Origin of the sequence: Microbacterium capsulatum (genome assembly GCF_030865425.1) — a bacterium.
In the GTDB taxonomy this organism is placed as follows: Bacteria; Actinomycetota; Actinomycetes; order Actinomycetales; family Microbacteriaceae; genus Microbacterium; species Microbacterium capsulatum.
Genome location: NZ_JAVFCB010000005.1, coordinates 1 through 22194, shown reverse-complemented (window position 1 = coordinate 22194; position 22194 = coordinate 1). Strand labels below are relative to the sequence as shown.

The 22194-nt window shown below is 68.3% G+C and carries 16 protein-coding genes and 3 rRNA genes; 6 read left to right on the top strand and 13 right to left on the bottom strand.

The features are described 5' to 3' along the window. Window positions 1-22: 22 nt before the first annotated feature. From RBR11_RS09625 to RBR11_RS09615, 3 genes are read right to left on the bottom strand one after another with little or no spacing between them, the layout of a single operon-like run. Entirely contained in the window at window positions 23-880 is an 858-nt protein-coding gene (locus RBR11_RS09625) for a PPK2 family polyphosphate kinase (RefSeq protein ID WP_308489120.1), read from the bottom strand. A 49-nt stretch (window positions 881-929) separates the two neighbouring features. Continuing rightward, entirely contained in the window at window positions 930-2600 is a 1671-nt protein-coding gene (gene menD / locus RBR11_RS09620; RefSeq protein WP_373889789.1) for a 2-succinyl-5-enolpyruvyl-6-hydroxy-3-cyclohexene-1-carboxylic-acid synthase, read from the bottom strand. Next, window positions 2597-2956, bottom strand: coding sequence for a PLD nuclease N-terminal domain-containing protein (locus RBR11_RS09615; RefSeq protein ID WP_308489119.1), 360 nt, complete (start codon window positions 2954-2956; stop codon window positions 2597-2599). The genes menD and RBR11_RS09615 overlap by 4 nt, the downstream gene beginning before the upstream one ends. A 121-nt stretch (window positions 2957-3077) precedes the next feature. On the opposite strand from RBR11_RS09615, the gene RBR11_RS09610 reads away from it, so the two are divergent. Then, a complete protein-coding gene (locus tag RBR11_RS09610) occupies window positions 3078-3353 on the top strand; it encodes a DUF4229 domain-containing protein (protein ID WP_308489118.1) in 276 nt (91 codons plus the stop codon). Window positions 3354-3502: 149 nt separating this feature from the next. Here the strand turns inward: RBR11_RS09610 and RBR11_RS09605 are convergent, their stop codons facing one another. Genes RBR11_RS09605 through RBR11_RS09595 form a run of 3 tightly spaced genes read right to left on the bottom strand, consistent with a single transcriptional unit; the run spans window position 3503 to window position 4860 of the window. Then, the gene (locus RBR11_RS09605; protein ID WP_308489117.1) at window positions 3503-4150 is read right to left on the bottom strand and encodes a dihydrofolate reductase family protein; all 648 of its coding nucleotides are present in this window, start codon (window positions 4148-4150) and stop codon (window positions 3503-3505) included. Window positions 4151-4187: 37 nt separating this feature from the next. After that, window positions 4188-4481 carry a DUF4287 domain-containing protein gene (locus RBR11_RS09600; protein ID WP_308489116.1) on the bottom strand — a complete coding sequence of 98 codons (294 nt, stop codon included), beginning with the start codon at window positions 4479-4481 and terminating at the stop codon, window positions 4188-4190. A 22-nt stretch (window positions 4482-4503) separates the two neighbouring features. Continuing rightward, window positions 4504-4860, bottom strand: coding sequence for a cupin domain-containing protein (locus tag RBR11_RS09595; RefSeq protein ID WP_308489115.1), 357 nt, complete (start codon window positions 4858-4860; stop codon window positions 4504-4506). A 77-nt stretch (window positions 4861-4937) separates the two neighbouring features. Here RBR11_RS09595 and RBR11_RS09590 point away from each other — a divergent pair, with 77 nt between their 5' ends. Then, window positions 4938-5963, top strand: coding sequence for an ArsR/SmtB family transcription factor (locus RBR11_RS09590; RefSeq protein WP_308489114.1), 1026 nt, complete (start codon window positions 4938-4940; stop codon window positions 5961-5963). A 191-nt stretch (window positions 5964-6154) separates the two neighbouring features. Here RBR11_RS09590 and helR read toward each other — a convergent pair whose 3' ends face one another. After that, complete coding sequence (helR, locus tag RBR11_RS09585; RefSeq protein ID WP_308489113.1) at window positions 6155-8368, bottom strand: RNA polymerase recycling motor ATPase HelR; 2214 nt, start codon at window positions 8366-8368, stop codon at window positions 6155-6157. Between the two features lie 315 nt (window positions 8369-8683). Here helR and RBR11_RS09580 point away from each other — a divergent pair, with 315 nt between their 5' ends. Then, window positions 8684-9973, top strand: a complete 1290-nt coding sequence (locus tag RBR11_RS09580; RefSeq protein ID WP_308489112.1) for a M18 family aminopeptidase — start codon at window positions 8684-8686, stop codon at window positions 9971-9973. A gap of 115 nt (window positions 9974-10088) precedes the next feature. Here the strand turns inward: RBR11_RS09580 and RBR11_RS09575 are convergent, their stop codons facing one another. Further along, window positions 10089-11462 carry a pyridoxal phosphate-dependent decarboxylase family protein gene (locus RBR11_RS09575; RefSeq protein ID WP_308489111.1) on the bottom strand — a complete coding sequence of 458 codons (1374 nt, stop codon included), beginning with the start codon at window positions 11460-11462 and terminating at the stop codon, window positions 10089-10091. 240 nt (window positions 11463-11702) lie between these two features. Further along, window positions 11703-12266, bottom strand: coding sequence for a TetR/AcrR family transcriptional regulator (locus tag RBR11_RS09570; protein WP_308489110.1), 564 nt, complete (start codon window positions 12264-12266; stop codon window positions 11703-11705). A gap of 100 nt (window positions 12267-12366) precedes the next feature. Between RBR11_RS09570 and RBR11_RS09565 the strand changes: the two genes are divergently transcribed. The 3 genes from RBR11_RS09565 to RBR11_RS09555 all read left to right on the top strand — a co-directional run bounded on the left by RBR11_RS09565 (window position 12367) and on the right by RBR11_RS09555 (window position 15625). Continuing rightward, a complete protein-coding gene (locus RBR11_RS09565; RefSeq protein ID WP_308489109.1) occupies window positions 12367-13407 on the top strand; it encodes an agmatine deiminase family protein in 1041 nt (346 codons plus the stop codon). A 46-nt stretch (window positions 13408-13453) separates the two neighbouring features. Next, a complete protein-coding gene (locus RBR11_RS09560; RefSeq protein ID WP_308489108.1) occupies window positions 13454-15169 on the top strand; it encodes an amidase in 1716 nt (571 codons plus the stop codon). 108 nt (window positions 15170-15277) lie between these two features. After that, entirely contained in the window at window positions 15278-15625 is a 348-nt protein-coding gene (locus tag RBR11_RS09555; protein WP_308489107.1) for a hypothetical protein, read from the top strand. Between the two features lie 66 nt (window positions 15626-15691). On the opposite strand, the gene RBR11_RS09550 is transcribed toward RBR11_RS09555, so the two are convergent. From RBR11_RS09550 to RBR11_RS09535, 4 genes are all read right to left on the bottom strand, one after another. Next, window positions 15692-16084: a four-helix bundle copper-binding protein gene (locus RBR11_RS09550; RefSeq protein ID WP_308489106.1), complete on the bottom strand. Its 393-nt coding sequence runs from the start codon at window positions 16082-16084 to the stop codon at window positions 15692-15694. A 288-nt stretch (window positions 16085-16372) separates the two neighbouring features. Beyond that, a 5S ribosomal RNA gene (rrf, locus tag RBR11_RS09545) occupies window positions 16373-16489 on the bottom strand. A 101-nt stretch (window positions 16490-16590) separates the two neighbouring features. Continuing rightward, window positions 16591-19696 (bottom strand): 23S ribosomal RNA (locus RBR11_RS09540). A gap of 398 nt (window positions 19697-20094) precedes the next feature. Next, a 16S ribosomal RNA gene (locus RBR11_RS09535) occupies window positions 20095-21617 on the bottom strand. Together the 16S, 23S and 5S rRNA genes form the textbook arrangement of a ribosomal RNA operon. Window positions 21618-22194: the final 577 nt, after the last annotated feature.

Genomic DNA, 22194 nt, shown 5'->3' with positions numbered 1-22194 from the left:
CGACCCCGAGAAGGGCCCGCGCTCAGCTCGCCGCGAGCCGCTTCTTCTCGAGCGCGACGTCGTAGGTCGCGATCGGCCACTGCGGATCGATGTCCTCGAGCGCCGCGAGCAGCAGCTCCTGCACGGCGAGACGCGCATACCACTTGCGGTTCGCGGGGATCACGTACCAGGGCGCGGCGTCGGTCGAGGTGCGCGTGAACACGGTCTCGTACGCGTCCATGTAGTCGTCCCAGAGCAGCCGCTCGTCAGTGTCTCCGGGCGTGAACTTCCAGTGCTTCTCCGGGCGGTCGAGGCGGTCCATGAGCCGCTTCTTCTGCTCGCCGCGGGAGATGTGCAGCATGGCCTTGATCACCCGGATCCCCGAGTCGACCGCGCGCTTCTCGAACTCGACGATCGCGTCGTAGCGCCGTTCGATCTCCTCGGGCGAGGCCAGCCCGCGGACCCGGCCGATGAGGACGTCCTCGTAGTGCGACCGGTCGAACACGCCGATCATGCCGGGCTTCGGCAGGTGCTTCTCGATCCGCCAGAGGAAGTCGTGCTGCAGTTCCTGGGCGGTCGGCGCCTTGAACGCGGCGAGCTCGATGCCCTGCGGATCCACGCCGCCGACGACGTGCCGGACGATCCCACCCTTGCCGGCCGAGTCCATCGCCTGCAGCACGAGCAGCACGCTGCCGTTCGCCTCGCCCACCGCGGACCGGGCGAACAGCCGCTCCTGCAGCTCACCGAGCTCGCGCAGGCCCGCCGTCAGATCGTCGGCGCCGTCCAGCTTCCGGCCCTGATAGCCGGGTGTGGAGTCGGGATCGACCGCGGCGAACCCGTCGGCGGTGACGCGGAGGACCTCTGCGGCGGGGCTCGTCCACCCGGCGGAGTAAGCGCTCATGCCCTCATCCTGCCCTGCCCGACGCGCCCGCGGAAAGGATCGGCGGGGCTCAGCGCGCGAGCGGGACCTCGATGATCCGCGGCCGGCCAGAGTCCGCCGCGAGCGCGTCCGCCAGCGCGGCCGGGGTCTCCGCGCGAAGGTACCCCCAGCCGTAGGCCGCGGCCAGCGGAGCCAGCTCGACCGACTGCGGGGTGTAGAAGGCGCGGTCGAGGTCGTCGGATTCTGCGGTGCCCGCGACCTCGAGCCCGTCGAAGATCGTGCCGCCCCCGTCGTTGCCGACGATCACCTGGATCCGGGGGGACGGCTCATCGGCGGGGAGGAGGAGGGATCCGACGTCGTGCAGGAAGGTCAGGTCGCCGAGGAGGACCCGGACAGCGCCGTCACCGACACCGGTGAGGTCCGCGGCAAGCGCGATCCCGATCCCCGTGGCGATCGTGCCGTCGATCCCGGCCAGCCCGCGGTTGGAGTGCACGCGGACGTCGCGCGCCGCGAGCACGTCGTCCGCGACCCGGACGAGCCGGGAGGATCCGAACAGCAGGCGATCGTGCGGCCCGCTCGCGTCCCAGACGCCCCGTACGAGGCCCGCCCGATCGAGGGGAGCGTGTGCCGCCGCCGGCGGGGTGTCGGCCGTGGGTCGAGTCCACTCCGCGAGCCAGTCCGCGTCGTCCGGGTCGCCGTCGACCTCGATCCGCCGCGCGTCGACCGCGAGGCCGGAGAGGTCGAGCCGCTCCCCTCCGCGCCGCACCGCGATGACCTCGAGGTCGCGCCGGGCCAGGAGCGCGGCGACCTCGCGGCTGAGCGTGGGGTGCCCGAGCACGATCACGCGCTCGATGCGGTCGGTGAGCGACCGGTCGCGCAGGCGTTCACGGTAGGCGGGCACGAGGCGGTCGCCGAACCGGGATCCGCTGACGACCTCGGCGATCAGCGGCCAGCCGCCCTCGCGGGCGATCCGCTCGGCGTCGGGGCCGGCGTCGGCTCCGGCGACGACGACGGTGCGCGCCCCGGTCGGGACCCTCAGGGTCGGCGCGGGGGCGGCCATCGGGGCGGCACCCGGGGTCGCGGCGAGCGAATCCGGCAGCGCGCCGGACAGCGGCTCGCGCGCGGGAAGGTTCAGGTGCACGGGCCCGGCCACCCCCTCGATGCCCAGACCGGTCACGCCGAGCGCGGCGGAGACGGCGTCGGCAGCGAGGGACGCGAACACGGCCGGATCCGCATCGCCCGGCACCGGGGCGTCGACGCCGAGCCGCACCCAGGCGCCGTACATGTCCGGCTGGATGGTGGCCTGGTTCGCGCCGATCCCGCGCAGCTCGGGCGGACGGTCGGCGGTGAGCAGGATCAGCGGGACGCCGGCGTGGAACGCCTCCATGGCCGCGGGCAGGTATCCCGCGGCGGCCGTGCCGGAGGTGCAGACCAGCGCCGCGGGCACGCCGGACTCGCGGGCGATGCCGAGGGCGGTGAACCCGGCGACGCGCTCGTCCACGCGCACGTGCACGCGGAGCGCGCCCGACCGGGCGAGGGCGACCGCGGCGAGCGCGAGCGCCTGCGAGCGCGATCCGGGCGAAAGGACGACGTCGCGCACCCCGTGCTCGACGAGCGTCGTCAGCAGCCGGGCCGCGGCCTCGGCGGCGGGTGACGCCGTCGGCTCCGCAGACGGAGCCGGGGCAGCCGGGGCAGCCGGGGCCGGAGCGGCCGGCGCGAGCGATCCTTCGGCGGCCGTCACGGGCGCGGGCCAGGAGAGTCGGGGTCGCCGCGGTCGTCGAGCCGCGCGAGCTCCTCCTCGAGCTCCCGGATCCGGCGCTCCTGCTCGGCGTCGGTGAAGCCGGTCCGCCGGTGCTGCGGGCCGGGCTCGTCGTCGAGGGGGAGGAAGCGGTCCTCCTCGGCCGTGCGCCCCGGCCGGGTGCGGCCGAGCACGAACCAGAGCAGCCCGCCGATCACGGGGATCAGGACGACGATCGCGATCCACACGCCCTTGGGCACGCCGCGGTGCCGGCTCGCCGGCTGCACGATGCAGTCCACGATGCCGAACACCCAGAAGACCGCGGCGAGGAAGCCGCCGATCACGAGGAATCGCGCCACGTCCCCAGTCTAGGCGGGCGGGGCCCCACCGGATCCGGTCCCTGCTGCTGCACAACCGATCGCAGGCACCGGCATAGGCCCCTCACAGCGCGCGCCGAACGGGTCCTCTTAGACTGAACGGGTGAAGCTTCCTCCCCTGCTCGTCTACTCGGTGCTGCGCCTGCTGGCGTTCCTCGTGCCGCTGGGGATCCTGTGGTTCTTCTTCCCCATCTTCCGCGAGTTCTGGTGGCTCGCCGCGCTGTTCGCGGCGCTGATCGGGATCAGCATCTCGCTGCTGTTCCTGCGCAATCCGCTGTCCGCGGCCTCCCGCGCGATGTACGCGAAGCGCTCCGCGCGGACGGCGCCGAGCGCCCCGACCGATGAGGACATCGAGGACGCGGAGGCCGACGCCGCCTGATCCCGCCCGGCGTCCTCGTCCCGCGGCGTCCTCATCCCGCCGGGCGCAGCGTGAGACATCACTTTCAGCATGAGACTCACCGTCAGGCGTGGTGTCTCGTGCGGAAAGTGGTTTCTCGCGGGGGATCCGGGCGCCCCGGCAGCCTCGGCTCAGTCCCGGGCGAAGGTCACGTGCACGACGCCGCTCTCGGCGACCTCGCTGGTGACGGTCCGGCCGTCCTCGAGGCCGCGCAGGTCCTCCCAGAGGCTGAGCCCGCGGCCGAGCAGGATCGGCGCGATCGCGACGTGCAGGCGGTCGACGAGCCCGGCGGCGAGGAACGAGCGCACCGTAGTCACCCCGCCGCCCACGCGCACGTCCTCGCCGCCCGCGGCCTCGGCCGCGCGGGCGAGCGCCTCCTCGGGCGAGACGTCGAGGAAGTGGAACACCGTGCCGTTGTCGAACTCGATCGACGGCCGGGCACGGCCGTGCGTGAGCACGAACACGGGCACGCGGAACGGCGGCTCCTCGCCCCACCAGCCGCGCCAGTCCTCATCGTCGGGGAAGTTGTGCAGGCCGAACATGCCGGCGCCCATGATCTCGGCGCCGATCCCCTCGAAGTACGCCGCCCCGTAGCGGTCGTCCACACCGGTCGTCCCCTCTCCGGAGCGGTCGCCGAGCACCCGCTCGCGGAACGTGCGGGTCGCGGTGTACGCGGCGACGAGCCGTCCCCAGTCGTCGCCGAACGGGTTCTCCGGGGTCTGGTCGGTCGTCGTCGCGTAGCCGTCGAGGGAGATGTTGAGATCGACGCGTACGGCCATTGGAATGCTCCTGTCGGGGGTGAGGGGGATCGCGGCGTCAGCCGCGGAGCGGGTTCGAGTCCTTGCCGTCGAGCCAGAGCGTATCGCTCGCGTCGGCGTGCGTGCCATCGGTACCGACGTGCTTCGCGCTGATCTGCGGCCCCTTCGTGATGACGTGCACGATGGCCATGCCATGGCCGCGGCCGAGGTCGTACTCGGTCTTCAGCCACTCCAGGATCGGGGTCGCCTTGGTGCCGGGGCCGAAGCCGCGCGCGGCGGCGATATCGACGATCTGGCGCGGGGTGAGCCCGGTCTTGGTCTCGACGGCGTCGAGGTAGGCCTGGAAGGACATGCTGTCTCCTCTGGGTGAGTGGTCAGTCGACCACGGTCTGGATGATGGTGGCGGAGGCGTGGATGCCGATGAGGCGCATCGTGCCGGATCCGATGTTCTCGAAGCGGTGCGGCACGAAGGCGGGTCCTGTGACGGTGTCGCCCGCCGTGGCGGTGATCGTCCGCCCGCCGACCGTGAAGGCGACCTCGCCCTCGAGCACGACCCAGGTCTCCGGGTACGGGTGCCAGTGCAGCAGGGATCCCTGCCCGGGCTGGTTTTCGACGTAGAAGTACGAGACGCCGGCGTCGTGCTCGGCGCCCTCGAAGCGGCGGCTGTTGCCGGTGCCGAGGCGGATCTCCTCGGGGGCGACGACGGTGATGTCGGGGGCTGCGGCGCTCATGTCCGCTCCTCTCCTGTGCTCTCGGTGGCGGTGATCCCACTCTCGCGGGGCTCGGTCGGGCCACGTAGAGTTTCGATGTGGATCGAAACATGGAGGGGATCGAGTCCGAGCACCACCGCGTCGACTTCCGGCTCAGCCCCGGCGACATCCAGGCGGTGCGCTTCGGGATCTCGCCGGGTCACGAGCTCGCGAACGCCGTGCGCGCACTGCTGAGGCCCGAGCAGTATCCGCTCGCGTGGGGCTGGCTCCGCGACGCCCGGGGGCGTCTGCCCCGCGACGCGTTCGGCGTGCTCGCGCACGTGATCGGCGCGGACGGCTACCTGCCGGACTTCCTCACCACGACCGCGCGCTGGGATCTCTCCCCCGACGACGAGCTCGCCGCCCTCCGCGAGGCGCCACTCGCCGGCATGCGCGTCGATCTCGGCAAGATGGTCGTGCGCTCCTCCGGCCGCCGGCAGGAGGCGCTGCGGCGCATGCAGGAGCACCCGATCCGTGCCCGCGCCCTGATCGCCGACGCCTGGAGCGAGGTGTGGGACGCCGCTCTCGCCCCGGTCTGGCCGCAGCTCGAGCGGATCCTGCGCGCCGACGTCGCCGTGCGCTCGCGCACCGTCGCGACCGACGGGCTCGCCGCGATGGCGAGCGGGATCCACCCACAGGTGAGCTGGGGCGACGGATCCGTGCGGGTGCGGCTGCGCCGGCACAGCGAGGACGTGGACTGCCGTGGCATCGGGCTCGTGCTCGTGCCGTCGGTGATGGCGTCGTGGGGGTGCATGGTGATCACCGAGCCGCCGGCCCAGCCCACCCTGTTCTACCCGGCCCGCGGCGTGACCGCGGGCTGGGCGCAGGACACCGCCGACCCCGCCCGCGCGCTCGAGGCGCTCGTCGGCCCGGTGCGCGCGGGGATCCTGCTCGCCGCGCACGTGCCGCGCACGACCTCGCTGGTGGCGGCAGAGGCCGGCATCGCCGCGTCCACGGCGTCGCATCACCTCACCGTGCTCCGCGACGCCGGGCTCGTCGTGAGCACGCGGGACGGCGCCCGCATGATGCACCTGCGCACCCCGCTCGGCGAGGCGCTCGTGGGCGCACCATACCCCGGTCGTTGAGCGAGGACGCGGAGCGACCGAGACGAAACGCGGCGATCCCGCGGACGACCCGGTCGTTGAGCGAGGACGCGGAGCGACCGAGACGAAACGCGGCGATCCCGCGGACGACCCGGTCGTTGCGCGAGGACGCGAAGCGACCGAGACGAAACGCGGCGATCCCGCGGACGACCGTGTTTCGTCTCGCTCCGCGCTCAACGACCGGAGTCCAGCACCACCAGCTCCTGCGTCGCGCGCGTCATCGAGACGTAGCGGTCCACGGCGCCCTCGATCCCCTCCCCGAAGGCCTCGGGATCCACGAGCACAACGAGGTCGTACTCGAGCCCCTTCGCGGTGACGGGCGTGAGCAGCCGTACCCTCGGGTGCCCGAACGGACGCTCGTCGCCGATCACGCAGGCGATGCCCTCGTCGTGCGCGGCGAGCCAGTCGGCGAGGATCGCGTCGCGGTCGGCGATCCGCGCGTGCCGGACCGGGATCCCGCTCGCGCGCACCGACACCGGCACGTTCGCGTCGGGCAGCGCGGCGCGGATGACGGGCTCGGCCGCGGCCATGACCTCCTCGGGGGTGCGGTAGTTGATCCTCAGCGACGCCTGCTGGATGCGGCGCAGGCCGATCCGCTCGAGCCGCTCCTCCCACGACTCGCCGAACCCGTGCCGCGCCTGGGCGCGGTCGCCGACGATCGTGAGGCTGCGTGAGGGGACACGGCGCAGCAGCATCGCCCAGTCGGAGTCGCTGAGCTCCTGCGCCTCGTCGACGATCACATGCGCGAACGGGCCCGCGAACGCGTCCGGATCCAATCGCGGCAGGGCCGCTTCGTCGAGCAGCATCTCGCGCACGCCCGCGCTGTCGTCGCCGAAGAAGAACCCGGTGATCGCACTCTCCTTGTCGTCGTCGGCGGCGAGCAGCTCGTCGAGCACGCGCTCGCGGTAGTCGCGCTCCTCCGCCGTGACGGCCTCCTGCCGTCGCCGCCGCCGCGCGCCCGCCGGATCGCCCGTCAGCGCCCGGACCACGTCGAGGAACGGCAGGTCCTGCCGGGTCCACGCCCGCGGATCGTCGCGCCGCAGCACCGCGCGCTCCGCCTCGCTCAGCCAGGGCGCGCAGATCCGCAGGTACGCGGGGATCGACCACAGGTCGGCGACGACGCCGGCCGGATCCAGCACCGGCCACGCCTCGACGAACGCGCGCTGCAGCACCGCGCTCTGCCGCAGCGCCCGGTCCAGCAGGTGCGGCGGCACGTCGTCGTCGGCGTCGTCCTCGACGAGCGATCCGATCAGCGCATCCCAGACGACGTCGCGGGCGTCGTTGTGCGGGGTGCCGGGCTCGGGCGCGTCGAACGCCTCGGTCCACGCCGCGGGCTCGACGACCACGTCGCGCCACGGCGTCTCGACCCGCAGCCGCTGCTCCGGGGCGTGCTCGTGATAGCGGACCGCCGCGGCCGCCGCATCGAGCAGGCGCAGCCCCGACTTCAGCCGCCGGGCGAGCGGATCCTGCTCCTCGGGCATGCGATCGCCGTCGCGTCCTTCGGGGGCGAGGTCGGCGAGCGTGCACACCCGCACGCTGTCCTCGCCGAGGCTCGGCAGCACGTCCTCGACGTACGCGAGGTACGGCCGGTGCGGGCCGACGAACAGGATCCCGCCCTGGCTGAGCCGCTGCTCGGCGTGCATGAGGTACGCGGCGCGGTGCAGCGCGACCACGGTCTTGCCCGTGCCCGGCCCGCCGTCGACGACGAGCGGGCCGCGCGAGGACGCGCGGATGATGGCGTCCTGGTCGGCCTGGATCGTGCTCAGCACGTCGCGCATCCGCGGCGAGCGCGACGCGCCGAGGCTCGCGATGAAGGCGGACTGGTCGTCGAGCGCGGCGGCGCCGTCCAGCCCCTCGGGATCGAACACCTCGTCCCAGTAGTCGGTGATCCGTCGCGACGCCCAGCGGTACCGACGGCGACTCACGAGCCCCTGCGGATCCCCGTGGGTCGCCGCGAAGAACGGCTCGGCGGCGGGCGCGCGCCAGTCGACGAGCAGGCGGCGGCCGGTCGAGTCGGTGAGGCCGATCCGGCCGATGTAGACCGGTTCGTCGGCACCGGCCGCGACCATCCGGCCGAGGCAGAGGTCGACGCCGAAGCGTCGGAGGAGCTGCAGCCGGGACGTCGACCGGTGGATCTCTAGGTCGCGGTCGAGGGCTTCCTGTCCGGCGCGAGCGCGGGTCGCGCGCAGGCGGACGAGGCGATCCTCGATTCCGGCGATCTCCGCGGCGAGGCGATCGCGGATCGCGGCGAGATGGGCGTCGTCGACGGCGATCAGGGCCGGATCCGCTTTGCGGGCGAGGGCGGGCGGCAGGGCGAAGAACGCAGGTCCCGCAGGACCGATCGGGGCTGCGGCAGGGACGGCTTCCGGGGTGGATTCAGGGCGCACGGATCCTCCGATTCCTGGGCGAAGCCACCCAGTCTGCCCCCGCACCGGGGCCTTGCCGCAAGCCCCTGCCCCGCCGTTAGACTGGAAGTGCAGGGAGCGGTCCGCGAGGACCCGCTCCCTGCAGTACGTTGGGCCTCCGTCCCCTCCGCTCCCGTCGCACTTTCCGTCGCTTTCCTGCCACCGGAACGACAGATTTCGCGACGGGAACGACGGATCAATCGTCAGCGACGAAAGGCCCGTCGCGGCGCCCGCGACTACGATCGAAGGGCCACTGCGCCGCTTCCGCGGTCGCGCCGCCGCCCCGGAAGGATCCTCATGTCCCACGCCGCCTCCGCCCGCGCCCACGTCGAGGATCTCGCCGACTTCATCGCCGCCTCGCCGTCGAGCTACCACGCGGCGGAGGAGGTCGCCCGGCGCCTGCAGGAGCAGGGCTTCACCCGGCTGGATGAGACGGCGGCCTGGCCCGCGCAGCCCGGCGGACGCTTCGTGATCGTGCGGGACGGCGCCGCGATCGCCTGGGTCGTGCCCGCGGGCGCCGCCCCGACCACGCCCGTGCACGTGCTCGGCGCGCACACCGACTCCCCCGGCTTCAAGCTCAAGCCGCGCCCGACCACGGGTTCGCGCGGCTGGCTGCAAGCCGCCGTCGAGGTCTACGGCGGCCCGCTGCTGAACTCGTGGCTCGACCGCGAGCTGCGTCTCGCCGGTCGCCTGGCCCTGTCGGACGGCCGGGTCGTGCTCGCCGCGACCGGGCCGCTGCTGCGTCTGCCGCAGCTCGCGATCCACCTCGACCGCGGCGTGAACAACAACGGCCTCGCGCTCGACAAGCAGTTCGAGACGCAGCCGGTGTGGGGCCTCGGCGACCCGCTCGAGGCGGACCTGCTCGCCGAGCTCGCGGACGCCGCCGGCGTGGATCCCGCCGACATCCGCGGTTTCGACGCCGTCGTCGCCGACTCCGCCCGCGGCGCGGTCTTCGGCAAGGACGACGCGTTCTTCGCGAGCGGCCGTCTCGACGACCTCGCCTCGGTGCACGCGGGCGTCGTCGCGCTCGGGCACATCGCCGCCCACGGCGACCTGCGCGCGATCGCCGTGCTGGCGGCCTTCGACCACGAGGAGCTGGGATCCGGATCCCGCTCCGGGGCGGCGGGCCCGATCCTCGAGGACGTGCTCGAGCGCATCTACGCCGGCCTCGGCGCCGACGCGACCGACGTGCACCGCGCCTACGCCGCGTCGTGGTGCCTGTCCAGCGACGTCGGCCACTCGGTGCACCCCAACTACGCCGCCAAGCACGACCCGGTCGTGCAGCCCGTGCTCGGATCCGGCCCGATCCTGAAGATCAATGCCAACCAGCGCTACGCGACCGACGCGGTGGGAGCCGCCGCCTGGCATGCCTGGTGCGATGCCGCCGGGGTCGAGACCCAGGAGTTCGTCTCGAACAACGACGTGCCCTGCGGGTCCACGATCGGTCCGATCACCGCGACCCGGCTCGGCATCCGCACGGTCGACGTGGGCATCCCGATCCTGTCGATGCACTCCGCGCGCGAGCTCGCCGGCGTGAGCGACCTGCACGACCTCGCCGCCGTCGCGAAGGCGTTCTTCGCGGGCTGAGGCCTGATCCGGTCGTTGAGCGAGCGGAGCGAGACGAAACGCCGTTGCTGGCCGGATCGCCGCGTTTCGTCTCGGTCGCGCTGCGCGCGTCCTCGCTCAACGACCGAGAGAAGCCTCAGCGCATCGTGTCCAGGATCCCGACGAGCTCCTCGAACGTCGTCAGCGGGTTCAGGATCGCGAAGCGCGTGTTCGTGCGGCCGGCGTGCGAGCTCGGCACGACGAGCGCGCGCTGCGACTGGAGCAGGTCGTCCGACCAGCGGTCGTAGTCCGCGCGCTCCCAGCCCTCGCGCTCGAAAACGACCACCGACAGCTGCGGGTCGCGCACGAGCCGCAGCTCGGGCCGCGACGCGATCTCGTCGGCGATCCGGCGGGTCAGCGCGAGGGTCTCGCTGATCGCCGCACGGTACGCCGTGACGCCGTAGGTCGCGAGGGAGAACCACATCGGCAGGCCGCGCGGGCGCCGGGTGAGCTGGATCGAGTAGTCCGAGGGGCTGAACTCGTCGGCGTCGGTGAGGGTGTCGAGGTACTCGGCGTGCTGGGTGTGCGCGCGGCGGCCATTCTCGGGGTCGCGGTACAGCAGCGCGCAGCAGTCGAACGGCGCGTACAGCCACTTGTGCGGGTCGACGATGAGCGAGTCCGAGCGCTCCACACCGGCGAACCACGCCCGGGCCTCGGGCGCGAGCATCGCGGTGAGCCCGTAGGCGCCATCGATGTGCAGCCAGAAATCGAACTCGTCTTTGAGCGCGGCGATGCCTTCGATGTCGTCGACGATGCCGAAGTTCGTGGACCCGGCCGTCGCGACGACGGCGAACACGGCCTCGCCGTGCTCCTCGAGCGCGGTGCGCACGGCGTCCGCATGCAGCTTGCCGTCGGATCCGGCGGGCACGGCGACCACGTCGACGTCCATGATCCGGGCGGCGGACTTGTTCGACGAGTGCGCCTCGATGCTGCACACGAGCTTCCAGCGCTCCGGCAGCGGACGGCCGGCCTCGATGAGCGCCGTGCGCGCGTGCTCGCGGGCCGCGGCGAGCGCGGACAGGTTGCCGATCGTGCCGCCCTGGACGAACACGCCGCCCGCGGTGGCGGGCAGGCCGAACTCTGCGGCGAGGAAGGCGAGCACCTCGTTCTCGGCGTGCACGGCGCCGGCGCCCTCGAGCCAGCTGCCGCCGTACAGACCCGAGGCGGAGACGACGAGGTCGAACGCGATCGACGCCACGGTCGGCGCGGTCGGGATGAACGACAGGTAGGCGGGGTGGCTCGTGGTGATGCAGGCCGGGGCGAGGATGTGCTCGAACACGCTCAGGGCGCGCTGCGCGCCGAGGCCCTCGTCGGTGATCGTGGTGCCGACGAGGCGGCGCAGCTCCGACTCGGGCTGGGGCTTGTCCAGCGGCACGTCGGTGGCGAGCATCCGGCGGCGGGAGTAGTCGAGCACGGCGTCGACGATCGCGGCGGATTCGGGCGAGGCGGCATGCATGCGCGCGGCGTCCATGGAGGATCCTTCCGACCCGGAAGCCTACGGGCGCCCGGCGACGAGCAGAACGCCGCGCCGGATCAACGGGTCGGCGAACATCGTACCGTGACCCCGGGCCGCCCCACGCCCTTCCACCCCTGCTCGCTGGTCGCGAATCGTCGTCAAACCGGCGAAATGAGGGCGTGTCGCGACCAGCGAGCGGAAGGATCGGGTCGGGCAGGCAGGGGAGCGCGACCCCTTAGCCGAGCACCGGGACTTTCAGCCGAGCACGGCGGCGAGCGCGCGGCGGGCCAGGCCGGCGCGGTCATCCGGCGCCCACTTCACCAGGGAGTGCGCGTTCATGCCGTCGACCATCGCGAGCAGCAGCCAGGCCGCACCCTGCGCATGCGCCGGGGCGATCTCGCCGGCGGCGACGCCTCCCGCGACCAGCTCTTCGAGCGCGGCCTGCCAGGCGTCCATCTCGAGCCGCACCCGCGCGCCGAGCTCGTCGTTGCGGGCGCCGGCCGCCCACGCCTGCACCCACACGAGGGTGACGTCGTCGCGGTCACCGTCGAGCAGGGTGTCGACGATCGCGGCGATCCTGGCCCGCGCCCCGACGACCGCGGGCGAGGACGCCATGACCTCCTCGCGTTCGGCGGCGACGATCGCGCCGAACACCTCGGCGACGAACGCGTCCATGCCGGGCCGGTAGTGCGCGACCAGTGCGGGGGTCACGCCCGCGGCTGCGGCGATCGTGCGCACGGTGAGAACCGCGATCCCGGACTCCCGGGCCAGCCCGATCGCCGCCTCGAGGATCGCCTTCTCCCGCAGCTCCGGGGGCATCCTCCGCGGGCGAGGGCTTGACGAGGTCTCCATGGACCTATACCGTATCGCTAGTTGATCGCATGTTCAACAAGGATCCCGAACCCGACGAGGAGACACCATGGCCTGGCGGATGCCCAGCGAGACCGCACCGCACGAGCGCACCTGGATGGCGTTCCCCGTCGAGGGCATCACCCTGGGCGACACCGACGCGCTGCGCGAGGAGGGCTACGCCACCTGGACCGCCGTCGCCCACGCCGTCGCCGAGTTCGAGCCGGTCTCGATCCTCGTCGACCCGTCCGAGCTGGCCCGGGCCCGCCGCATGCTGTCCTCCGACATCACCATCGTCGAGGCCCCGGTGGACGAGTTCTGGATGCGCGACTCCGGCGCGACCTTCGTCGTCGACGACGAGCGCCCCGGCGCGCTCGGCGCCGTGGACTGGGTGTTCAACGGCTGGGGTTCCCCCGCCTGGGCGGAGTGGACCAAGGCCGCGCAGCACGCCCGCATCCTCGCCGCCGAGACCGGCGCCGAGCTGGTCAGCTCGACCCTCGTCAACGAGGGCGGCGGCATCCACGTCGACGGCGAGGGGACGGTTCTCCTCACCGAGACCGTGCAGCTCGACCCGCGCCGCAACCCGTATCTGGACCGGCAGCGGGTCGAGGCCGAGCTTCTCCGCACGATCGGCGCCGCGAAGGCGGTCTGGCTGCCCCGCGGCCTGACCCGCGACTACGACGAGTTCGGCACGAACGGGCACGTCGACATCGTCGCGACGATCCCCTCCCCCGGACGGATCCTCCTGCACGCGCAGCAGGATCCGGCGCACCCCGACCACGCCGTCAGCGCGGCCCTGCGCGCGCACCTCGCGGAGCAGACCGACGCTGCAGGCCGCACTTTCGAGATCCTCGACCTGCCCGCGCCGTCGACGCTGCGCGACGAGGAGGGCTTCGTCGACTGGAGCTACGTCAACCACCTCGTGACCAACGACGGCGTGGTCGCATGCGGCTTCGGCGACGACCGCGCCGACGCGCAGGCCCGCGAGATCCTCGCCGCCGCCTACCCCGGCCGCCGCGTGGTGTCCGTCGACGCCCGCCCGCTGTTCGACCGCGGCGGCGGCATCCACTGCATCACCCAGCAGCAGCCCACGCTCACGACCGGTCGCTGAGCGAGCGCAGCGAAACGAAACGCCCCCCGTTCGAAGGATCTCTCCCATGTTCGACGTCGTCGAGACCCCCATCGCCCGCCTGCGCGCCGCCCTCGAGGCCGGTGAGACCACGGCCGTCGAGCTCGTGGACGCGTATCTCGCCCGGATCGACGCCTACGACGGCCCCGGGACCGCGACCGCGCTGAACGCCGTCGTCGTGCGCAACCCCGAGGCCCGCGCCGAGGCCGCGGCGTCCGACGAGCGCCGCGCCCGCGGCGAGGTGCGCGGGCCGCTCGACGGCATCCCGTACACCGCCAAGGACAGCTACCTCGTGCGCGGCCTCACCGCGGCGGCGGGATCCCCGGCCTTCGCGGACCTCGTCGCGCAGCGCGACGCGTTCACGATCGAGCGGCTGCGGGCCGGCGGTGCGATCTGCCTGGGCCTGACCAACATGCCCCCGATGGCCAACGGCGGCATGCAGCGCGGGGTCTACGGCCGCGCGGAGAGCCCGTACAACGCCGACTTCCTCACCGCGCCGTTCGCGTCCGGATCCTCGAACGGATCCGGCACCGCGACCGCGTCCAGCTTCGCGGCGTTCGGGCTCGGCGAGGAGACCTGGTCAAGCGGCCGCGGCCCGGCGACCAACAACGGCCTGTGCGCCTACACCCCGTCGCGTGGCGTGATCTCGGTGCGCGGCAACTGGCCGCTCGTGCCGACCATGGACGTCGTGGTCCCGCACGCGCGGACCATGGCGGACCTGCTCGAGATCCTCGACGTGATCGTGGCCGACGATGCGGAGACCCGCGGCGATTTCTGGCGCGCCCAGCCCTGGATCCCGCTCCCGGCCGCCTCGGCCGTGCGCCCGGCGTCGTACCCTGCGCTGGCCGAGGACGCTGCCGACGCGCTGCGGGGGGCCCGGATCGGGATCCCGGCGATGTACATCAACGCCGACGCCGCGGCCGGCACCGCGGACGCCGGCGGGATCGGCGGCCCGACCGGACAGCGCATCGAGACGCGCGCGTCGATCATCGCCCGCTGGGAGCGGGCGCGCGCCGACCTGGAGGCCGCCGGCGCCGAGGTGATCGAGGTCGACTTCCCCGTCGTGTCGAACTACGAGGGCGACCGTCCCGGGGCCCCGACGATCGCGACCCGCGGACTCGTCACGCCCGAGTTCCTGCAGCGCGAGATCGTGGACCTGTCGGCCTGGGGCTGGCAGGACTTCCTCGCCGCCAACGGCGATCCGGCCCTGCACAGCCTCGCGGACGTCGACGGCGCGACGATCTTCCCGCACCCCGAGGGCGCCCTTCCCGACCGCTACACGGGCTTCGACGACGACATCGCCGAGTACCCCGGCTGGGTCCGCGAGAACCCGGACGCGACGATCACGTCGATCCCGGAGCTCGAGGGCGGCCTTATCGGCCTCGAGGAGACCCGACGGATCGATCTCGAGCAGTGGATGGACGAGCTCGGCCTCGACGTGGTCGTCTTCCCGGCCGTCGCGGACGTGGGCCCGGCCGACATGGACGTGAACCCGGCCTCCGCCGACCTGGGCTGGCGCAACGGCACCTGGATCGCGAATGGCAACCTGCCGATGCGCCACCTCGGCATCCCGAGCGTGACCGTGCCGATGGGCGTCATGGCCGACATCGGCATGCCGATCGGGCTGACCATCATCGGCCGCGCCTACGACGACGCCGCGCTGCTGCGGATCGGCGCGGGTTTCGAGGCGATCGGCGCCGAAGGCGACCGCCGGATCGCGCCTCCGCGGACCCCGCGTCTCTGACGCCGCAGGCCCGCCGGCGGCTTATGTGTCGTCACGTTTCGCCTCCCCTTCCTCCTCCCAGGCGCCGGCCGTAACCTGATCGGAACAACCCCCGTGAGGAGACCACCCGTGAACACGCCCCGCATCCGCCTTTCGCCCCTTCAGGTGCGTGAGCGTGCGGCGTGCATGTGCGACCACGGCGACGTCTGCTCCTCCTACGCCCCCGGCCACGCGCTGCACCTGATCCAGGCGCGCCTCGCCGCGGCGACCCCGATCGGCTGGGCCGACGCGCTGGTGACCGATGTGGACCTCGCCGAAGGCACGATCCACGCGATCACGCTGGACGGCACGGAGGTCGCGCTCTGGAACGCCGGCGGCGCAGCCCTCGAGGTCGCCCCCGGCCAGCCCATCGCCGTGCACACCCAGTGGGACGTGCTGGCCATCGGCTCTCTCCGCTACAACGTCGCCCGCGCCTGACGCGGACACGCAGAAGGGGGCGGCCCGGTCGAAGGACCGGGCCGCCCCCTTTTCTCGCCTTCCGTGTCAGGCCGCCATCATCGAGTCGCGCATCGCCATGCAGGCGTCCATGCAGGCCTTGCAGGCTGCGGCGCACATACGGCAGACCTCGCTCTTGTTGGAGTGCGGCATGCACATGTCCATGCAGAGCTGGCACATCGCCATGCAGGCGTCGAGCATCGACATCATCACGGCGGGGCTCATGCCCTGCGTCCGCATCATCGCGCGCATCATCGTGTTGCACATGTCGGCGCAGTTCATGCACGCCGGCGCGCAGTCCATCATCTGCGTCGAACAGACCGTACAGGCCTGCTCACAGGCCGAACAGGCGTCCATGCACGCCTGCATGAGAGACATGTCCATCGTCTCCATGCCGCCCGACATCATGTCCTTCATGGTGCCCATCATCATCGCGTCCATCGCGAGCTCCTTCGTCCACCGGAAGGCGGGCGAAAGGCCCGTCTGAGGCAAGGCTAATCCTGCGGGCCGCGGGAGTCGATGGGGAGATTCGGGATCGTCCGGCCCCGCCGTCGGTCGCGAAGACGACCCTCATCGGTCGCGAAGACGGCCCCGGGGAGCGACGGCGGCGCCGGTGCGGCGCGCCGCGCGCGGGCACGCGAAGCCCGCCGCGCAGCGGCGGATGTCGCGGGTGCGCGCGTTAACGCAAGAAAGCCACCCCAGCACTGGGGTGGCTTTCTCACAGAAGAAGTCCGGCGGTGTCCTACTCTCCCACAGGGTCCCCCCTGCAGTACCATCGGCGCTGTGAGGCTTAGCTTCCGGGTTCGGAATGTGACCGGGCGTTTCCCTCACGCTATGGCCGCCGAAACACTATTGACGTGTAACGACAAGACAAAACGATTGTGTTGTCGTGGTTGTCGACCGTACGTCGAGAACCACAAAGTGGACGCAAGCACCAGGAATGGTGTGTTATCAAGTCATCGGCTTATTAGTACCAGTCAGCTGCACACGTTGCCGTGCTTCCACATCTGGCCTATCAACCCAGTAGTCTGGCTGGGAGCCTCTCACCCGAAGGTATGGAAGTCTCATCTTGAGGCCGGCTTCCCGCTTAGATGCTTTCAGCGGTTATCCATCCCGAACGTAGCTAACCAGCGGTGCCCTTGGCAGGACAACTGGCACACCAGAGGTTCGTCCAACCCGGTCCTCTCGTACTAGGGTCAGATCCTCTCAAACTTCCTACGCGCGCAGCGGATAGGGACCGAACTGTCTCACGACGTTCTAAACCCAGCTCGCGTACCGCTTTAATGGGCGAACAGCCCAACCCTTGGGACCTACTCCAGCCCCAGGATGCGACGAGCCGACATCGAGGTGCCAAACCATGCCGTCGATATGGACTCTTGGGCAAGATCAGCCTGTTATCCCCGAGGTACCTTTTATCCGTTGAGCGACAGCGCTTCCACAAGCCACTGCCGGATCACTAGTCCCGACTTTCGTCCCTGCTCGACCTGTCAGTCTCACAGTCAAGCTCCCTTGTGCACTTACACTCGACACCTGATTGCCAACCAGGTTGAGGGAACCTTTGGGCGCCTCCGTTACATTTTGGGAGGCAACCGCCCCAGTTAAACTACCCACCAGGCACTGTCCCTGAACCGGATCACGGTTCGAAGTTAGATATCCAGAGTGACCAGAGTGGTATTTCAACAATGACTCCACGGTAACTGGCGTCACCGCTTCACAGTCTCCCACCTATCCTACACAAGCCACACCGAACACCAATACCAAGCTGTAGTAAAGGTCACGGGGTCTTTCCGTCCTGCTGCGCGTAACGAGCATCTTTACTCGTAATGCAATTTCGCCGAGTTCGCGGTTGAGACAGTTGGGAAGTCGTTACGCCATTCGTGCAGGTCGGAACTTACCCGACAAGGAATTTCGCTACCTTAGGATGGTTATAGTTACCACCGCCGTTTACTGGGGCTTAAATTCTCAGCTTCGCCTTGCGGCTAACCGGTCCTCTTAACCTTCCAGCACCGGGCAGGCGTCAGTCCGTATACATCGTCTTGCGACTTGGCACGGACCTGTGTTTTTAGTAAACAGTCGCTACCCACTAGTCTCTGCGGCCACCACGCCCTTTTCGGAGCAAGTCCGTATAAGCGGGTGGCCCCCCTTCTCCCGAAGTTACGGGGGCATTTTGCCGAGTTCCTTAACCACGATTCTCTCGATCTCCTTGGTATTCTCTACCTGACCACCTGAGTCGGTTTGGGGTACGGGCGGCTTGAACCTCGCGTCGATGCTTTTCTCGGCAGCATAGGATCACCCACTTTTTATCCGCATCGTGTCTCAGCCTGTGTGAACCGCGGATTTGCCTACGGTTCGGCCTACGCACTTGCACCAGGACAACCATCGCCTGGCTTGGGCTACCTTCCTGCGTCACACCTGTTAATACGCTAGCCGCACCAGCATAGGGTCACGTGCTCCCCAGCCCGGTGAACCCCGAAGGGTCCGATGGACTGGTTCGGACGTTTAGCATCACTGGATTGACTGGGGCGGTTCTTCGCCGGTACGGGAATATCAACCCGTTGTCCATCGACTACGCCTGTCGGCCTCGCCTTAGGTCCCGACTTACCCAGGGAAGATTAGCTTGACCCTGGAACCCTTGGTCTTCCGGAGGACGTGTTTCTCACACGTCTTTCGCTACTCATGCCTGCATTCTCACTCGTGTAGCGTCCACGGCTGGATCACTCCGCCGCTTCACTCGCCACACGACGCTCTCCTACCCATCAACACGGCTGGACCACGAAGGCCTACCATAAATGTCAATGCCACAACTTCGGTGGCGTGCTTGAGCCCCGTTACATTGTCGGCGCGGAATCACTTGACCAGTGAGCTATTACGCACTCTTTCAAGGGTGGCTGCTTCTAAGCCAACCTCCTGGTTGTCACAGCAACTCCACATCCTTTCCCACTTAGCACGCGCTTAGGGACCTTAGTTGGTGGTCTGGGTTGTTTCCCTCTCGACTATGAAGCTTATCCCCCACAGTCTCACTGCTGCGCTCTCACTTACCGGCATTCGGAGTTTGGCTGACGTCAGTAACCTTGTAGGGCCCATCGGCCATCCAGTAGCTCTACCTCCGGCAAGAAACACGCAACGCTGCACCTAAATGCATTTCGGAGAGAACCAGCTATCACGAAGTTTGATTGGCCTTTCACCCCTATCCACAGCTCATCCCCTCAGTTTTCAACCTAAGTGGGTTCGGCCCTCCACGACGTCTTACCGTCGCTTCAGCCTGGCCATGGATAGATCACTTCGCTTCGGGTCTAGGACACGCGACTGAATCGCCCTATTCAGACTCGCTTTCGCTACGGCTACCCCACACGGGTTAACCTCGCCACGTATCGCTAACTCGCAGGCTCATTCTTCAAAAGGCACGCTGTCACCCCTGCTAGGGAGGCTCCAACGGTTTGTAAGCAAACGGTTTCAGGTACTATTTCACTCCCCTCCCGGGGTACTTTTCACCTTTCCCTCACGGTACTTGTCCGCTATCGGTCATCTGGGAGTATTTAGGCTTATCAGGTGGTCCTGACAGATTCACACGGGATTTCTCGGGCCCCGTGCTACTTGGGATACTCTTCACGCCAAGACATGGCATTTCGGCTACGGGGTTGGCACCCTCTATGACCCGCCTTTCAATGCGGTTCGCCTATACCACCTTGTCACGTCGACCACTCGGCAGAATGATCAGAAAAGTCCCACAACCCCGGGCATGCAACGCCTGCCGGCTATCACACACACCCGGTTTAGCCTCATCCGCTTTCGCTCGCCACTACTCACGGAATCACATGTTGTTTTCTCTTCCTGTGGGTACTGAGATGTTTCACTTCCCCACGTTCCCTCTACCCGCCCTATATATTCAGGCGGGAGTCACTGGGTCGGCACGCCGCCCAGCGGGGTTTCCCCATTCGGACACCCTCGGATCAAAACTCGCTTATCAGTTCCCCGAGGCTTATCGCAGATTGCTACGTCCTTCTTCGGCTCCAGATGCCAAGGCATCCACCGTTTGCTCTTAAAGACTTGAAATCACATGAGTTCATCAAGAATCGAAAGCCGGACCGAAGTCCGACTCGAAATTGACTAATGATCTTTAAGATCATCTAACCGAGACGACCGAAATCGTCTCGAAGATGCTCGCGTCCACTGTGTAGTTCTCAAAGTACGGGCGGTCCTCGATCCCCACCAACACCCGTTGGCAGCGACAAGGCCAGAAGCACCGCATGTGTTCCCACATCCGGTCCCTCAGGACCCAACAGCGTGCAGGCACCAGCCCCGCCGGCCCCCGCGTTCCCACACCGAAGTGCGTACTAGCAGAAACCATTGGCTCTGATGCCATGTCAAATGTTCCACCCATGAGCTCCCAGCGAAGAACATTCGTCTTCGATCTGGGTTCTGGACACCCGGAGGTGTCAGATGCTCCTTAGAAAGGAGGTGATCCAGCCGCACCTTCCGGTACGGCTACCTTGTTACGACTTAGTCCTAATTACCGATCCCACCTTCGACGGCTCCCTCCACAAGGGTTAGGCCACCGGCTTCAGGTGTTACCGACTTTCATGACTTGACGGGCGGTGTGTACAAGACCCGGGAACGTATTCACCGCAGCGTTGCTGATCTGCGATTACTAGCGACTCCGACTTCATGTAGTCGAGTTGCAGACTACAATCCGAACTGGGACCGGCTTTTTGGGATTCGCTCCACCTCACGGTATTGCAGCCCTTTGTACCGGCCATTGTAGCATGCGTGAAGCCCAAGACATAAGGGGCATGATGATTTGACGTCATCCCCACCTTCCTCCGAGTTGACCCCGGCAGTATCCCATGAGTTCCCACCATTACGTGCTGGCAACATAGAACGAGGGTTGCGCTCGTTGCGGGACTTAACCCAACATCTCACGACACGAGCTGACGACAACCATGCACCACCTGTTCACGAGTGTCCAAAGAGTTGACCATTTCTGGCCCGTTCTCGTGTATGTCAAGCCTTGGTAAGGTTCTTCGCGTTGCATCGAATTAATCCGCATGCTCCGCCGCTTGTGCGGGTCCCCGTCAATTCCTTTGAGTTTTAGCCTTGCGGCCGTACTCCCCAGGCGGGGAACTTAATGCGTTAGCTGCGTCACGGAATCCGTGGAAAGGACCCCACAACTAGTTCCCAACGTTTACGGGGTGGACTACCAGGGTATCTAAGCCTGTTTGCTCCCCACCCTTTCGCTCCTCAGCGTCAGTTACGGCCCAGAGATCTGCCTTCGCCATCGGTGTTCCTCCTGATATCTGCGCATTCCACCGCTACACCAGGAATTCCAATCTCCCCTACCGCACTCTAGTCTGCCCGTACCCACTGCAGGCCCGAGGTTGAGCCTCGGGATTTCACAGCAGACGCGACAGACCGCCTACGAGCTCTTTACGCCCAATAATTCCGGATAACGCTTGCGCCCTACGTATTACCGCGGCTGCTGGCACGTAGTTAGCCGGCGCTTTTTCTGCAGGTACCGTCACTCTCGCTTCTTCCCTGCTAAAAGAGGTTTACAACCCGAAGGCCGTCATCCCTCACGCGGCGTTGCTGCATCAGGCTTCCGCCCATTGTGCAATATTCCCCACTGCTGCCTCCCGTAGGAGTCTGGGCCGTGTCTCAGTCCCAGTGTGGCCGGTCACCCTCTCAGGCCGGCTACCCGTCGACGCCTTGGTGAGCCATTACCTCACCAACAAGCTGATAGGCCGCGAGCCCATCCCCCACCAAAAAATCTTTCCAGCAACTGGCCATGCGGCCGTTGCTCGTATCCAGTATTAGACGCCGTTTCCAGCGCTTATCCCAGAGTGAGGGGCAGGTTGCTCACGTGTTACTCACCCGTTCGCCACTAATCCAAGGTGCAAGCACCCCTTCATCGTTCGACTTGCATGTGTTAAGCACGCCGCCAGCGTTCATCCTGAGCCAGGATCAAACTCTCCGTAAAGAAAAAATGCATACGAACCGGGGAAAAACCGGAACGCAGCGAGTTTGATGCTGACCAAAGAGACAAAATCAACTGACTTCATCCAATGCCAGCCCCCGGAAGGGCTGGTCTTTGATCCAAAGGAATTTCTCTACCAGCCCGAAGACTGGACGAGGAATAAATTGGCATTTGACAAGTGCACGCTGTTGAGTTCTCAAGGATCGGATGCTCCCAACCCCCCACCTACCCGGTGAGGCCCTTTGGGGCAACTTCTCTATCTTATCCGTCCCGCCCGGCCTGTCAAATCGACACGCCGTGAAGACCGGAACCAGATCCGTTTCCTCGTTTCCGAGGCAACTTCTCTAGCTTAGCCCTCCCAGCCGAACTGTCAAATCAACGACCCCGACGGACGGCCACCCACTCGAACGCACGCGTCCGACCCCCACCACCGGAAGAACCGACAGCAAGGAAACCAACCAGAACCCGGAAACACAAGGAAACCAGACCGAAGAAGGAGGGTGGTTGTTCGCCACTTGGGGAGTCAGGCCTTCCGGCCCTTCGCTCTACCGCTTGGGGCGAACAAGTAATAAGTTACGCG

Coding starts and splice junctions, on each gene's coding strand:
- RBR11_RS09570 (WP_308489110.1), bottom strand. CDS start 12,266: ATGCCCCCGGAGCTGCGGGAGAAGGCGATCCTCGAGGCGGCGATCGGG.
- RBR11_RS09550 (WP_308489106.1), bottom strand. CDS start 16,084: ATGGACGCGATGATGATGGGCACCATGAAGGACATGATGTCGGGCGGC.
- RBR11_RS09600 (WP_308489116.1), bottom strand. CDS start 4,481: ATGTCCTTCCAGGCCTACCTCGACGCCGTCGAGACCAAGACCGGGCTC.
- RBR11_RS09625 (WP_308489120.1), bottom strand. CDS start 880: ATGAGCGCTTACTCCGCCGGGTGGACGAGCCCCGCCGCAGAGGTCCTC.
- RBR11_RS09560 (WP_308489108.1), top strand. CDS start 13,454: ATGTTCGACGTCGTCGAGACCCCCATCGCCCGCCTGCGCGCCGCCCTC.
- RBR11_RS09575 (WP_308489111.1), bottom strand. CDS start 11,462: ATGGACGCCGCGCGCATGCATGCCGCCTCGCCCGAATCCGCCGCGATC.
- RBR11_RS09580 (WP_308489112.1), top strand. CDS start 8,684: ATGTCCCACGCCGCCTCCGCCCGCGCCCACGTCGAGGATCTCGCCGAC.
- RBR11_RS09595 (WP_308489115.1), bottom strand. CDS start 4,860: ATGAGCGCCGCAGCCCCCGACATCACCGTCGTCGCCCCCGAGGAGATC.
- RBR11_RS09605 (WP_308489117.1), bottom strand. CDS start 4,150: ATGGCCGTACGCGTCGATCTCAACATCTCCCTCGACGGCTACGCGACG.
- RBR11_RS09565 (WP_308489109.1), top strand. CDS start 12,367: ATGGCCTGGCGGATGCCCAGCGAGACCGCACCGCACGAGCGCACCTGG.